Source organism: Streptomyces sp. BBFR25 (assembly GCF_044590125.1).
GTDB lineage: Bacteria > Actinomycetota > Actinomycetes > Streptomycetales > Streptomycetaceae > Streptomyces > Streptomyces canus_D.
This window is the reverse complement of the sequence record NZ_CP172447.1, coordinates 2343041-2356160: the sequence shown is the minus strand read 5'-3', so window position 1 is coordinate 2356160 and position 13120 is coordinate 2343041. Positions and strand designations below refer to the sequence as shown.

Genomic DNA, 13120 nt, shown 5'->3' with positions numbered 1-13120 from the left:
CGCGGAGCGTTGGCAACCGACGACAACGCCGCAGATGGGCGTGCCAGACCCCGCGACCCCGGCAAGATCCAAACGACGCCCCCTAGGGTGCCGGGGACCGCCCCTCACGTGCGCGCGGGGGCCGCCGGGGGCAGAATGCGGGCGTGGACGTCGAGAGCGGGAAACCCATGCGGTCCGGCACCCTCCAGCCCCGCGGCGCGGTCCTCCGCCTGGCCGTCCCGGCCGGAGTGCTCGCGGCCGTCGCCGGGGCCTTCGCCTACGTGGGGAGCGTGGACCCCTACGAGCCCGGCCACTATCCCGTCTGCCCCCTGCTGCGTTTCACCGGCGTCTACTGCCCCGGCTGCGGCGGCCTGCGCAGCGCCCACGCCTTCGTCCACGGCGACCTGACCGCCGCGCTGCAGGCCAACGCGCCCGCCGTCCTCGCCTATCTGGGCTTCGCCGTCCTGTGGACCGTCTGGGTGATCCGCGCGACCCGGGGGCGTCCCCTGCGCATCGATCTCGGGCCGGTCCACCTGTGGACGCTGGGGACGTTGCTGCTGGTCTTCACCGTTGTCCGGAACCTGCCGTTCGGTGGCTGGTTGATTCCTTGATCATCTATGGAGCGTCCGGGTAATGGGACCGGCGTCGGCCGGATGCGGGACCGGTGCCCGGCTCCGGATACCATCACAGTGACCACACGTTTTGCCGTCTGAAAGGGGGCCGCTCGCGTGAGTGTGCTCGACGAGATCATCGACGGAGTCCGTGCCGACCTCGCGGAGCGGCAGGCGCGCGTCAGCCTCGACGAGCTCAAGGAGCGCGCGGCCAAGGCTCGCCCCGCCAAGGACGGCGTGTCCGCGCTGCGCGGCGACGGCGTCAAGGTCATCTGCGAGGTCAAGCGCTCCAGCCCCTCCAAGGGCGCGCTCGCGGCCATCGCCGACCCGGCCGGGCTCGCCGCCGACTACGAGGCGGGCGGCGCCGCCGTCATCTCCGTCCTCACCGAGGAGCGCCGCTTCGGCGGCTCGCTGGCCGACCTGGACTCGGTCCGCGCGCGCGTGGACATCCCCGTGCTGCGCAAGGACTTCGTCGTCACCTCGTACCAGCTGTGGGAGGCCCGCGCGCACGGCGCCGACCTCGTGCTGCTGATCGTCGCGGCCCTCGAACAGCCGGCGCTGGAGTCGCTGATCGAGCGCGCCGAGTCCATCGGACTCACCCCGCTGGTCGAGGTGCACGACGAGGACGAGGTCGAGCGCGCCGTGGACGCGGGCGCCAGGATCATCGGCGTCAACGCGCGCAACCTGAAGACGCTGGAGGTCGACCGCGGCACCTTCGAACGGGTTGCCCCGGAGATCCCCGCGCACATCGTCAAGGTCGCCGAGTCCGGCGTCCGCGGCCCGCACGACCTCATCGCCTACGCCAACGAGGGCGCCGACGCCGTCCTGGTCGGCGAGTCCCTGGTCACCGGCCGCGACCCCAAGACGGCGGTCTCCGACCTGGTGGCGGCCGGCGAACACCCCGCACTCCGCCACGGCCGGGGCTGACCCCCGGTAGGCTGACTCCCATGACGTTCCCGCTCACCCCGGCACCCCGGGACCCCTACGCGCGCCTGGCGCGCGGCTGCCGCCCCCGCGGCTGCCGCGCCCCCGCCCGCCGGGTCCACGGCCGCCGGGTGCGGTACGTCATCGGCGACGAACCGGGCCAGGTCAACGGCATGCGATGACCCAAGCGCCCCACAAGGGGCGCGGGGCTGTATTGAATTCGCGACTCCGTCGCGCGGGCGCGAGCAACCACACACGGGCCCGCGGCCGACGGACAGGACCCCGCCCCCACGGCGATTAGTCCCCACCAGACACTCACCGTGAGGTACACGCATGCCCAGTAACTTCTTCATCCCCGACCCGGAGGGCCAAGTCCCCTCCGCCGAGGGCTACTTCGGCGCCTTCGGAGGCAAGTTCATCCCCGAGGCCCTCGTCGCGGCGGTCGACGAGGTCGCCGTCGAGTACGACAAGGCCAAGTCCGACCCGGAGTTCGCCCGCGAACTGGACGACCTCCTCGTCCACTACACGGGCCGCCCGTCCTCCCTCACCGAGGTCCCCCGTTTCGCCGAGCACGCCGGCGGAGCCAGGATCTTCCTCAAGCGCGAGGACCTGAACCACACCGGCTCGCACAAGATCAACAACGTGCTCGGCCAGGCCCTGCTCACCAAGCGCATGGGCAAGACCCGCGTCATCGCGGAGACCGGCGCCGGTCAGCACGGCGTGGCGACGGCGACGGCCTGCGCCCTCTTCGGCCTCGACTGCACCATCTACATGGGCGAGATCGACACCCGGCGCCAGGCCCTGAACGTGGCCCGCATGCGCATGCTCGGCGCCGAGGTCATCGCCGTGAAGTCCGGCAGCCGCACCCTGAAGGACGCGATCAACGAGGCGTTCCGCGACTGGGTCGCCAACGTCGACCGCACCCACTACCTGTTCGGCACCGTCGCAGGCCCCCACCCCTTCCCGGCGATGGTCCGCGACTTCCACCGCGTCATCGGCGTGGAGGCCCGCCGCCAGCTCCTGGAGCAGGCCGGACGCCTGCCCGACGCCGCGATCGCCTGCGTCGGCGGCGGCTCCAACGCCATCGGCCTCTTCCACGCCTTCATCCCCGACACGGACGTCCGCCTCATCGGCTGCGAGCCCGCCGGACACGGCGTCGAGACCGGCGAGCACGCGGCCACCCTCACCGCGGGCGAGCCCGGCATCCTGCACGGCTCCCGGTCCTACGTCCTCCAGGACGACGAGGGCCAGATCACCGAGCCGTACTCGATCTCGGCCGGACTGGACTACCCGGGCATCGGACCGGAGCACGCCTATCTCAAGGACTCCGGCCGCGGCGAGTACCGCGCGGTCACCGACGACGCCGCCATGCAGGCGCTGCGCCTGCTGTCGCGCACCGAGGGCATCATCCCGGCCATCGAGAGCGCGCACGCGCTGGCCGGTGCCCTGGAGGTCGGCAGGGAGCTGGGCAAGGACGGGCTGATCGTGGTCAACCTGTCCGGCCGCGGCGACAAGGACATGGACACCGCCGCCCGCTACTTTGGGCTGTACGACACCGACGCCGAGGTCGCCGCCGACGAGACCGGCGCCGCGGAGATCGAGGGGGACGCCAAGTGAGCGGGAACGTACAGCTGCTGAACGACACCCTCGCGGCCGCGAAGTCCGAGGGCCGCGCCGCCCTGATCGCCTACCTCCCGGCCGGGTTCCCGACCGTCACGGGCGGCATCGAGGCCGTCAAGGCCGCGCTCGACGGCGGCGCCGACGTCGTCGAGGTGGGCCTGCCGCACAGCGACCCGGTGCTCGACGGCCCGGTGATCCAGACCGCCGACGACATCGCCCTGCGCGGCGGCGTGAGGATCGCCGACGTGATGCGCACGGTCCGCGAGGCGCACGAGGCCACCGGCAAGCCGATCCTCGTGATGACGTACTGGAACCCGATCGACCGCTACGGCGTGGAGCGCTTCACCGCCGAGCTGGCCGAGGCGGGCGGCGCCGGGTGCATCCTGCCCGACCTGCCCGTCCAGGAGTCGGCGCTGTGGCGGGAGCACGCCGACAAGCACGGGCTCGCCACGGTCTTCGTGGTCGCGCCCAGCAGCAGGGACGCGCGCCTCGCCGAGATCACCGCGGTCGGCAGCGGCTTCGTCTACGCCGCCTCCCTCATGGGCGTCACCGGCACCCGCGAGTCGGTCGGGGCGCAGGCCGAGGACCTGGTGCGGCGCACCCGCACCACCACCGACACCCCGGTCTGCGTCGGCCTCGGCGTCTCCAACGCCGCCCAGGCCGCCGAGGTCGCCCGGTTCGCCGACGGCGTGATCGTCGGCTCGGCGTTCGTCAAGCGGATGCTGGACGCGCCCGACGACGCGGCCGGCCTGGAGGGCGTCCGCGCGCTCGCCGCCGACCTGGCGAAGGGCGTGCGCGGACAGGCGTGACGCCGAGCCCGTGACGGACGGGCACAGGACAGAGGTCCCTCGTACGAGTGGACCTGGGACCGGGGAGGCGCGCTGCGCCTCCCCAGTTCGTTCTGCGGGGTGTGAGCGAGAAGAACCGACAGGGAAAGCGCGGCGCCCGCGAGAAGCTGGCCGCCGAGCGCGAGAAGCAGAGGTCCAGGGACAAGCGCCGCCGTGCGCTGATCGTCGGCGCGAGCGTGGTCTGCGTGCTGGGCCTCGCGGCGGTGATCGGCGTGGTCGCGGCGAACGCGGGCAAGGACGACGGCAGCGAGTCGGCCGGTCCGGTCGTGGCACCCTCGGGGGCGCAGGGCAAGGACGGCCTCGCGATCCCCGTCGGCAAGGAGAGCGCCAAGTCGACGCTCACCATCTGGGAGGACTTCCGCTGCCCGGCCTGCAAGGCCTTCGAGCTGGCGTACCGCGACACCGTTCACGAGCTGACCGCCGCCGGGCAGCTCAAGGTCGAGTACCACCTCGCGACCATCATCGACGGCAACATGGGCGGCACCGGCTCGCGCAAGGCCGCCAACGCCGCGGCCTGTGCCCAGGACGACGGGAAGTTCCCCGCCTACCACGACGTGCTGTTCGACAACCAGCCGCCGGAGACCGACGACGCCTTCGCCGACGAGGACAAGCTCCTCGACCTGGCGGGCAAGGTCGACGGCCTCGACACCACCCTGTTCCAGGAGTGCGTGAAGAACGGCAAGCACAACAGCTGGGTGGAGAAGTCCAACAAGGCCTTCCAGAACGGCGGCTTCAGCGGCACCCCGACGGTCCTCCTGGACGGCAAGAACATCTACCAGGACCGCTCCATGACCCCGGCCAAGCTCAAGCAGATGGTGGAGGACGCCAACAAGTAGCGCGCCCGCTCGTTACGGACCCGTAGCCGGGCTGCCCACCGCGCCCCCCGTCCGACACGGTAGCGTCGACCCTGCCATGGAACTTGCCTTCATTCCCAGCCCGTCGCGCGGGGTGCTGCACCTCGGTCCCGTCCCGCTGCGCGGCTACGCGTTCTGCATCATCATCGGCGTCTTCGTAGCCGTCTGGCTCGGCAACCGGCGCTGGATCGCCCGGGGCGGGCGGCCGGGCACGGTGGCCGACATCGCGGTCTGGGCCGTTCCCTTCGGCCTGATCGGCGGGCGCCTGTACCACGTGATCACGGACTACCAGCTGTACTTCAGCGAGGGCCGTGACTGGGTCGACGCCTTCAAGATCTGGGAGGGCGGACTCGGCATCTGGGGCGCGATCGCGTTCGGCGCGGTGGGCGCCTGGATCGGTGCCCGGCGCCGGGGCGTCCCGATGCCCGCGTACGCGGACGCCGTCGCCCCGGGCATCGCCCTCGCGCAGGCCATCGGCCGCTGGGGCAACTGGTTCAACCAGGAGCTGTACGGCAAGGCGACCGACCTGCCGTGGGCCGTGGAGATCACCTCGACGGCGGACGGACGGCTGCCGGGCACCTACCACCCGACCTTCCTCTACGAGTCGCTGTGGTGCATCGGTGTCGCGCTGCTGGTCATCTGGGCCGACCGCCGCTTCAAGCTGGGCCACGGACGGGCCTTCGCCCTGTACGTGGCCGCGTACTGCGCGGGCCGGTTCTGGATCGAGTACATGCGGGTCGACGACGCCCACCACATCCTCGGGCTGCGCCTGAACAACTGGACCGCGCTCCTCGTGTTCCTGCTCGCCGTGCTGTACATCGTGCTGTCGGCGCGGAAGCGGCCGGGCCGGGAGGCCGTGGTGGAGCCGGGCGCGGAGACCGCCGCCGGTGACGCCGGGGCCGCCGGGGAGAAGGACGCGAAGGAGGACGCGGGGGCCGCCTCCGCGGACGCCGGAACCGACGAGGCGGACGACGCCGACGACGCGGGCACCGCGGGGAAGACCGCGTCCCCCGACCTCACCAAGGCCACCGGGACCACCGAGGACACGCACGACCCGGCGGACCCGGAGCGCGCGGAGGACGCCGAGGCCGTGAAGGACGGCGCCGACTCCGCGAAGAAGGGCTGACCCGCCCACCACGTACGCCGCCGAGGGCGCCCGGGACTTACCGGGCGCCCTCGGCGTGTGCCGGGCCGGGGCTCAGGACAGGGTCGGCCGCCGGGCCAGCGACAGGGTGCGCCGGGCCGTCGCCACCACCGCCGCGTCGATGAACCGGCCGTCCGGCAGCGCCTGCGCGCCCGGCTGGACCGTGGCCGCCTTGACGATCGTCTCCGCCTCCTCCAGCTCCCGCTCGGTCGGCAGGTACGCCCGCTCGATGATCGGCAGCTGACGGGGGTGGATCGCGGCCCGCCCCAGGAAGCCCAGGGCGCGGCCGTGGGCGCAGGACGCCGCCAGTCCCTCCAGGTCCCGGGTGTCCGGGTGCACCGTCTGGGACGGCGGCGCGAGTCCCGCCGCCCGCGCGGCCACGACCACGCGCGAGCGCGACCAGTCCAGGCCGGTGTCCCCGGACACCCCCAGGTCGGCCCGCAGGTCCGCCTCCCCGAGGGCGATACCGCGCAGCGCCGGGTGGGCGGCGGCGATCCGGTACGCCCGCTCGACCCCCAGGGCCGTCTCCAGCAGGGCGTACAGCGGCGGCCCGCCGGTGGTCTCGGCGACCTCGCTGACCTGCTGGGGCGCCGTCACCTTGGGCAGCCGAAGCCCGGACAGCCCCGGCAGCGCGGACAGCGCCGCCAGGTCGCCGGCGGCGAGCGGACCGTCCAGGGCGTTGATCCGGACGTGCACCGGTACCGGCTGCGGCTCGCCGAGCAGCTCGGCGGTGGCGTCACGGGCGTACTCCTTGCGGTCGGCGGCGACCGCGTCCTCCAGGTCGACCACCACCACGTCGGCCCCGGCGGCCAGCGCCTTGGCCACCACCCGGGGCCGGTCGCCAGGGGCGTACAGCCAGGTCAGCGGGGGTGCGGTCATACGACGCCCTCCTCACGCAGCTCCTTCACGTCCGCCGGGGTGAGTCCCAGCCCGGTCAGCACCTCCTCGGTGTCGGCGCCGTGCGGGCGGCCCGCCCAGCGGATCCCGCCCGGGGTGGCGGAGAGCCGGAACAGGACGTTCTGCATGCGCAGCGGGCCCAGTTCGGGATCGTCGACGGTCGTGACCGTGTCGAGCGCCCGGTACTGCGGGTCGGTCATCACGTCCCGCACGTCCTGGACCGGGGCGACGGCCGCCTCGGCCTTCTCGAACGCGGCGAGCACGTCGGCGCGGCTGTGCCGGGCGATCCAGTCGCCGACCGCCGCGTCCAGCACGTCGGCGTGCCGGGCCCGGTCGGCGCCCGTCGCGAACCAGGGCTCGTCGATCAGCTCCGGGCGGCCCACCAGGCGCATCACCCGCTCGGCGACCGACTGCGCCGAGGTGGAGACGGCGACCCAGGTGCCGTCGGCGGTGCGGTAGGTGTTGCGCGGGGCGTTGTTCTGCGAGCGGTTGCCGGTGCGCGGCTGGACGTGGCCGAGCTGGTCGTACCAGAGGGGCTGCGGGCCGAGGACGGTCAGGATCGGCTCGATGATCGCCATGTCGACGACCTGGCCCTCGCCGGTGCGCTCCCGGGCGGCCAGCGCCGTCATCACGGCGTACGCCGTCGCCAGCGCCGCGATCGAGTCCGCGAGGCCGAACGGTGGCAGCGTCGGCGGCGCGTCGGGCTCGCCGGTCATCGCGGCGAAGCCGCTCATGGCCTCGGCGAGGGTGCCGAAGCCGGGGCGGCGCGCGTAGGGGCCGAACTGGCCGAAGCCGGTGACCCGGGTCAGCACCAGGCGCGGGTTGACGGCGGACAGCTCGTCCCAGCCCAGGTCCCACTTCTCCAGGGTGCCGGGCCGGAAGTTCTCGACGACGACGTCGGCGGTGGCGGCGAGGCGGAGCAGGGTGGTGCGCCCGGCGGGTTTCGACAGGTCCAGGGTGATCGTCTGTTTGTTGCGGCCCAGCAGTTTCCACCACAGGCCCACGCCGTCCTTCGACGGGCCGTGTCCCCGGGAGGGGTCGGGCCGGGTGGGGTGCTCGACCTTGATCACTTCGGCGCCGAAGTCACCGAGCATGGTGGCGGCGAGCGGTCCCGCGAAGAGGGTGGCGAGGTCGAGGACGCGCAGGCCGGTCAGGGGAGGGGCGACGGGGCGAGGGGCGGCGGGCTCGGGCATGGGCGGGTGGCCTCCCGGTGGGTGAGATGGGCGAGGGTGTCGAAGCCGGTGCCGTCGAAGTCGCCGACGGAGGTGGCCAGTCGGTTCTTCAGCGGGGCCGTCCAGTGCGCGGGCAGCGCGGCGGGGGAACCGGCGAGCAGTCCGGCGACGCTCCCGACGGTGGCGCCGTTGGAGTCGGTGTCCCAGCCGCCCGACACGACCCGCGCGACCGAGCCGGTGAAGTCGCCGTCCGCGTGGGTGAGCGCGGCGGCGATCAGGGCGGTGTTGGGGACGGCGTGCACCCAGTGGTGGGCGGGGGAGTGGACGGCGTGCAGCTCGTCCACGACCGTGTCGAAGTCGGCGTGCGCGTCCGCGAGCCGTACGGCGTGGCACACGGCCCCGGCGAGGCGGGAGCCGGGCGGTACGACCGCGAGGCCGGAGCGCAGACAGGCGTGGACGTCATGGGTGCCGGTGGCGGCGGTGGCGATGACGGCCGCCGCGAACATCGCCGCGTGGACGCCGACCGCGGTGTGCGTGAGGGTCGCGTCCCGGTGTGCCTGCCCGGCGGCGGCGGCCGGGTCGCCGGGGTTGGTCCAGCCGTGCACGTCGGCGCGGATCAGGGCACCGATCCACTCGCGGAACGGGTTGCGGTGACGGGCGGTGTCCGGGGGTTCAAGGCCGGTGAGGAGGTTGCGCAGGGCGAGGCGCTCGGCGGTGAAGGTACGGCCGGCCGGGAGTTCGTCGAGCCAGACCCGGGCCACGTCGGCCGTCTCGAAGTCCCGGCCGTGGCGCTGGAGGAGCTTGAGGCCCAGGAGCGGGTAGTTGAGGTCGTCGTCCTCCGGCATGCCGTCGATGTTCTCGGCGAGGGAGGTGGGCGCGGAACGGCGGTTCCAGGGGTACGCGGCGAGCAGGTCGCGGGGGACGCCCCGGGCCGTGAAGTACCTGGTCGGGGGCCAGTTGCCGGCGGCCCGGCCGAGGAGGCGGATGCCGGTCAGGGGCAGCTTCTCGACGGGTTTGCCCAGGAGGCACCCGACGGCGCGGCCGAGCCAGGCGGCCTCCAGACGGGAGGGGGACACGGACACGGAGAGGCCGGGGCGAGGGGGCGGCCAGTCGGGGCACAGCGCCCTGATCCGGTCGAGGTCCGTCGGCTCGGCGTCCGCCAAGGGGCCGGGCAGGCGGGCCAGTTCGTCCAACAGCTCTTCGGCCAGGACGCGGAGGCCGGGGGAGGCGGGCCGGTCGGAGGCGCCCGCCCGGGGCGGGGCCTCGCCGCCGCCCGCCGCGCGCCAGCGGGCCGCCACCGCCGACGCGTCGCGGCCGTCCAGCCGTGCCTGGCGCAGCTCGTGGCCGACCAGGTCCTCGGGCTGGACCCAGGTCAGCCGGAGCATCCCGCGCCCCCGATCGCGGCGAACGCCTCCTCGTGGGCGCGGCGGCGCCGTACGTCACGGTCGAAGACCTCCCGCGCGACCCCGGTGAGCGTCGCCGCCGGTTCCCACAGGTCGAGGCGGCTCGCCTCCGCGACGGTCTTCGCCCACTCCTCCGGCACCGGCGATCCCAGCGCCCCGGCCAGGGCGCCCGCCATCGTGGCGATGGAGTCGCAGTCGCGGCCGTAGTTGACCGCGCCGAGCACCGCGTGCCGGAAGTCGCCGCCGGAGACCAGCAGCAGGCCGAGGGCGACCGGCAGTTCCTCGATGGCGTGCAGGCGGGAGGGGCGGCGGGCGCCGAGCGAGGGCGCGCGGTAGTCGGGGCCCACCGTGTCGTACGGCTCCACCGCCGCGCGCAGCGGTGCGAGCGCCGACTCGAAGTCCGAGTGGCGTACGGCCACGTCGCACACGGCCTCGATCGCGGCTCGGGTGCCGTCCTTGGCCAGGGACAGCGCGACCGCCACCACCGACTGAGGGGTCGCGCCCGGCACGCAGGCCGCGGCCACCGCCGCCGCGAAGACACCGGCCGCCTCCCGGCCGTACGACGACTGGTGTGCGCCCGCGACGTCCAGGGCCTCGGCGTAGGCGGCCGCCGGGTTGGCCGCGTTGACCAGGCCGACGGGGGCCATGTACATCGCGGCCCCGCAGTTGACGATGTTGCCGGTGCCGGCCTCGCGGGGGTCCACGTGGCCGTAGTGGATCCGCGCGACCAGCCATTTCTCGGCGAGGAAGATCCGCTGGAGCGGGAGCGCCTCGGCCTCCAGCTCCGGGATCCAGCGCGGGTTGGTGATCAGGTCCGGGACCAGGTGCTCGGCGACCGCGTACGCGTCCAGGTGGTCGCGGACCGTGCCGTAGACCCGGACCAGCGCATGGGTCATCAGGGTGTCGTCGGTGACGTGGCCGTCGCCCTTGTGGTACGGGGCGAGGGGGCGGGCGGTGCGCCAGGCGTCGCCGTTCCAGGGGCCGACGACGCCGTGGACGCGGCCGCCGTGGCGTTCGAGGATCTGCTCGGGGGAGTAGCCCTCGACCGGGCCGCCGAGCGCGTCGCCGACGGCCGCGCCCACGAGGGCGCCGGTGACGCGCTCGTCGAGGGGTGCGGTGGTGCTGTGGTCCGGGGTCAGGGAGGTCATGGGGTGGTGCCTCGTCCTTCCGGTGGGGACGGTCGCGTGGCGTACAGGAGACCGGCGAGTTCGACCAGGTCGGTGCCGGTGAGCCGGGGCAGTACACAGCCGGGCAGGGTGCGGCAGGCGTCCCGCCAGGACTTGGGGAGCGACGTGCCGCCGCCGAGCGCGCCGGTGAGGGCGCCGGCCAGCGCGGGGGCGGAGTCCGCAACCCTGGACAGACAGGCCGCCGCCGGTACCGCCTCCGCGATGCGGCCCCGGGCGGCGGTGGCCAGGGCGAGGGCGACCGGGACGGTCTCGGCGGCGGCGATGCCGTAGCTGTAGACGTGGTCGACGATGCGGTGCTCCAGGAGCGGGACGAGGGCGAAGGCGCTCCCGGCGTCCGCCGCGAGGGCCAGGGCGTGGCGGGCGTTGCGGCCGATCTCCGTCGCCTCGGGGAGTTCGGCGAGCGCGGCCGCCACGCAGGCGTCCACGTCGGCGCCGTCGAGGGCGCAGGCCAGCGCCGCCGCCATGGCCCGCGCGCCGTGCACACCGTCGCCGTCCTGGGTGTAGCGGGCGTCGAACTCGGCGAGGTCGGCGGCGGGGCGCGGGGCGCCGGGGTGGGCGACGGCGAGGACGCAGGCCCGTACGCAGGCGGCGTCGTCGAAGTAGTGCGGGTTGTCGTGGCCGGTGGCGGGGGGACGCAGGCCGGTGGCGAGGTTGCCGAGCCCGGCCCGCACCGAGATGCGGGCGCGCAGCGGCAGTACGGCGGACTCCACCTCGGGGGCGCGGTCGGCCGCCGCGGCGACCTCGCTGGCGACGGCGTTCCAGGTCAGGTCGATCGCGGCGCGCATCCGGCGGTCCCGGCTCAGGTCGCCGAGCACGCTGTCGTCCCCCGCCCGCAGTACGGCCTCCGCCGCGAACGCCGCCCACTCGGCGTCGTCCGAGGGGCCGAGGCGCAGCGGTTCCGGGGGCTGGTTCAGGGCGATGGGGACGGGGAGGGTGGTGGTCGCGTTCTGCTCGGCGAAGGTGTCCAGCTCGCGGGTGAGCCGACGCGTCCACTCCGGCATCCGGGCGGCCCGGTGCCGGGCGGCCGGCCAGCCGGCGGCGTCTCCCGCGGCGAGCCCGAGCAGCAGCCCCTCGATGCGGTCGGAGAGCGGCACCGCGCGGGACGCCACGGCGGCTCCCGGCTCGGCTCCCGGACGGTGCCCGCTCCCACTGGACACGCCCGCCGCCGGCACCCCGGGCCCCTCGACGTACGCCGTGACGCCCGTCGCGCCCACACCGGCACGCGCCCTGCTCACGGCCCCACCTCCGCCGCCGCACCGGCATCCCGTACGGGAGGACACGCGGCGGGCGGGGGCCAGGGGCCGGCGAAAGCCGTGCCGTCGCTCTGCGGCCCACCGTCCGGCGGTGCTTCCCGGGCGGCCCGGGTCAGCAGGTCCGCCACCTCCAGTACGTGGTGGCCGGCCATCGTGGGGAGGCAGGTGCCGCGGGCCGGGGCGATGGCGGTGGCCCAGTCGGCCGGGATGGCGTCGACGCCGCGGGTCGCGCCGGCCAGGGCGCCGGCCACCGCGGCCGTGGTGTCGGCGTCGCGGCCCATGTTGACGGCCGTCAGCACGGAGTCCGTGAAGTCGCCGTCGGCCGCCGCGTACGCGCCGAAGGCGAGGGCGACTGCCTCGGGGGCCAGGTCGGTCCACGGGTAGCCGCCGATGACCACCGCGGAGCGCACCGCGCGTTCGCCCCGGTGGGCCGCCGTCAGCGCGCGGCGCAGACAGCGCGCCGTCCAGGAGTCGTCCGGGACCACGGCCAGGGCGGAGGCCGCCACCGCGACGGTCGACGCACCGGCCATCGCCGCCGCGACGCCCGCCGCCACCGCCTGGCCGCCGTAGATGCCCTCGCCCTCGTGGCTGACCGAGCCGTCGATCGCCGCCAGCCGGGCCGCCTCGGCGGGGCGCCCGGCCGCGAACACGCCGTGCGGCGCGGCCCGCATGGCCAGTCCGTCGCTCCAGGCGTGCCGGTGCTGGGCCGAGATCGGGGCGGCGAGCCCCCGGCGCAGGTTCTCCAGGGTGCCGCGTTCGCTGAAGCCCGCGCCCCGGAACGGCCCCTCCTCCCGGTCCGCGATCCATTCGTGCCAGGCCGTCTCCACATGGGCCTGGGTGAGCCCGGCGCCGTGGCGGGCCAGCAGCAGGCCCGAGAAGATCGCGTACTCCGTGTCGTCCGTACCGGCGGGCCGGTCGGCCACGTATCCCGTGATGCGGCCCCAGCGGGCGCGGATCTCCGAGGGCTTCATGTTCTCGGCCGGGGCCCCGAGGGCGTCCCCGACGGCCAGTCCGAGCAGCGCGCCCCGGGCCCGGTCGCGGAGCCCGACCGCGTCTCCCGGCGCGGGGACCGGGGGAATGCAGGCGGTGGATGCCATGCGGCCTCTCCTCTCCCTCCGCGTATCTGTCCCCGGTGCGGTGCGCACCGCAGCCGAACCGGGGCCGGTGTCACCCGGTCGACATATGAGCGGGCAAGATCACGAATGAGTGCGAAGAGGCAAAACCGCAG

At 74.6% G+C, this 13120-nt stretch carries 13 protein-coding genes; 7 read left to right on the top strand and 6 right to left on the bottom strand.

What is annotated here, in order from left to right; translation table 11 throughout:
* Positions 1 to 167 precede the first annotated feature (167 nt).
* From ACGH52_RS10695 to lgt, 7 genes are all read left to right on the top strand, one after another.
* Positions 168 to 590 (top strand): DUF2752 domain-containing protein, encoded by a 423-nt coding sequence (locus ACGH52_RS10695; RefSeq protein WP_399946709.1) that lies wholly within the window; start codon positions 168 to 170, stop codon positions 588 to 590.
* A 117-nt stretch (positions 591 to 707) separates the two neighbouring features.
* Positions 708 to 1517 carry an indole-3-glycerol phosphate synthase TrpC gene (gene trpC, locus ACGH52_RS10690; protein ID WP_059299106.1) on the top strand — a complete coding sequence of 270 codons (810 nt, stop codon included), beginning with the start codon at positions 708 to 710 and terminating at the stop codon, positions 1515 to 1517.
* A 20-nt stretch (positions 1518 to 1537) separates the two neighbouring features.
* Positions 1538 to 1696, top strand: a complete 159-nt coding sequence (gene trpM, locus ACGH52_RS10685; RefSeq protein WP_063124354.1) for a tryptophan biosynthesis modulator TrpM — start codon at positions 1538 to 1540, stop codon at positions 1694 to 1696.
* Positions 1697 to 1847: 151 nt separating this feature from the next.
* A complete protein-coding gene (gene trpB, locus ACGH52_RS10680; RefSeq protein WP_121702848.1) occupies positions 1848 to 3131 on the top strand; it encodes a tryptophan synthase subunit beta in 1284 nt (427 codons plus the stop codon).
* Positions 3128 to 3943 (top strand): tryptophan synthase subunit alpha, encoded by an 816-nt coding sequence (gene trpA / locus ACGH52_RS10675; protein WP_399938750.1) that lies wholly within the window; start codon positions 3128 to 3130, stop codon positions 3941 to 3943. Before trpB ends, trpA begins: the two co-directional genes overlap by 4 nt.
* A 101-nt stretch (positions 3944 to 4044) precedes the next feature.
* On the top strand, positions 4045 to 4818 hold the full coding sequence (locus ACGH52_RS10670) for a DsbA family protein (RefSeq protein ID WP_399938749.1): 774 nt from the start codon (positions 4045 to 4047) through the stop codon (positions 4816 to 4818).
* 76 nt (positions 4819 to 4894) lie between these two features.
* Positions 4895 to 5962 carry a prolipoprotein diacylglyceryl transferase gene (lgt, locus tag ACGH52_RS10665; protein ID WP_399938747.1) on the top strand — a complete coding sequence of 356 codons (1068 nt, stop codon included), beginning with the start codon at positions 4895 to 4897 and terminating at the stop codon, positions 5960 to 5962.
* Positions 5963 to 6034: 72 nt separating this feature from the next.
* Here the strand turns inward: lgt and ACGH52_RS10660 are convergent, their stop codons facing one another.
* From ACGH52_RS10660 to ACGH52_RS10635, 6 genes are read right to left on the bottom strand one after another with little or no spacing between them, the layout of a single operon-like run.
* Complete coding sequence (locus ACGH52_RS10660) at positions 6035 to 6859, bottom strand: HpcH/HpaI aldolase/citrate lyase family protein (protein ID WP_399938745.1); 825 nt, start codon at positions 6857 to 6859, stop codon at positions 6035 to 6037.
* Positions 6856 to 8070, bottom strand: coding sequence for a CaiB/BaiF CoA-transferase family protein (locus ACGH52_RS10655; RefSeq protein ID WP_210975538.1), 1215 nt, complete (start codon positions 8068 to 8070; stop codon positions 6856 to 6858). Before ACGH52_RS10655 ends, ACGH52_RS10660 begins: the two co-directional genes overlap by 4 nt.
* Positions 8028 to 9434, bottom strand: coding sequence for an ADP-ribosylglycohydrolase family protein (locus ACGH52_RS10650; protein ID WP_399938743.1), 1407 nt, complete (start codon positions 9432 to 9434; stop codon positions 8028 to 8030). The genes ACGH52_RS10655 and ACGH52_RS10650 overlap by 43 nt, the downstream gene beginning before the upstream one ends.
* Positions 9422 to 10600, bottom strand: a complete 1179-nt coding sequence (locus tag ACGH52_RS10645) for an ADP-ribosylglycohydrolase family protein (RefSeq protein WP_121702335.1) — start codon at positions 10598 to 10600, stop codon at positions 9422 to 9424. The genes ACGH52_RS10650 and ACGH52_RS10645 overlap by 13 nt, the downstream gene beginning before the upstream one ends.
* Positions 10597 to 11874 carry an ADP-ribosylglycohydrolase family protein gene (locus tag ACGH52_RS10640; RefSeq protein ID WP_121702334.1) on the bottom strand — a complete coding sequence of 426 codons (1278 nt, stop codon included), beginning with the start codon at positions 11872 to 11874 and terminating at the stop codon, positions 10597 to 10599. The genes ACGH52_RS10645 and ACGH52_RS10640 overlap by 4 nt, the downstream gene beginning before the upstream one ends.
* Complete coding sequence (locus tag ACGH52_RS10635; RefSeq protein WP_238696790.1) at positions 11871 to 12989, bottom strand: ADP-ribosylglycohydrolase family protein; 1119 nt, start codon at positions 12987 to 12989, stop codon at positions 11871 to 11873. The genes ACGH52_RS10640 and ACGH52_RS10635 overlap by 4 nt, the downstream gene beginning before the upstream one ends.
* Positions 12990 to 13120: the final 131 nt, after the last annotated feature.

What these genes read in the sequence shown, in the direction of transcription:
- ACGH52_RS10695 (WP_399946709.1), top strand. Translation starts at nt 168, where the DNA reads ATGCGGTCCGGCACCCTCCAGCCCCGCGGCGCGGTCCTCCGCCTGGCC.
- trpM (WP_063124354.1), top strand. Translation starts at nt 1,538, where the DNA reads ATGACGTTCCCGCTCACCCCGGCACCCCGGGACCCCTACGCGCGCCTG.
- trpB (WP_121702848.1), top strand. Translation starts at nt 1,848, where the DNA reads ATGCCCAGTAACTTCTTCATCCCCGACCCGGAGGGCCAAGTCCCCTCC.
- lgt (WP_399938747.1), top strand. Translation starts at nt 4,895, where the DNA reads ATGGAACTTGCCTTCATTCCCAGCCCGTCGCGCGGGGTGCTGCACCTC.
- ACGH52_RS10660 (WP_399938745.1), bottom strand. Translation starts at nt 6,859, where the DNA reads ATGACCGCACCCCCGCTGACCTGGCTGTACGCCCCTGGCGACCGGCCC.
- ACGH52_RS10655 (WP_210975538.1), bottom strand. Translation starts at nt 8,070, where the DNA reads ATGCCCGAGCCCGCCGCCCCTCGCCCCGTCGCCCCTCCCCTGACCGGC.
- ACGH52_RS10650 (WP_399938743.1), bottom strand. Translation starts at nt 9,434, where the DNA reads ATGCTCCGGCTGACCTGGGTCCAGCCCGAGGACCTGGTCGGCCACGAG.
- ACGH52_RS10645 (WP_121702335.1), bottom strand. Translation starts at nt 10,600, where the DNA reads ATGACCTCCCTGACCCCGGACCACAGCACCACCGCACCCCTCGACGAG.
- ACGH52_RS10635 (WP_238696790.1), bottom strand. Translation starts at nt 12,989, where the DNA reads ATGGCATCCACCGCCTGCATTCCCCCGGTCCCCGCGCCGGGAGACGCG.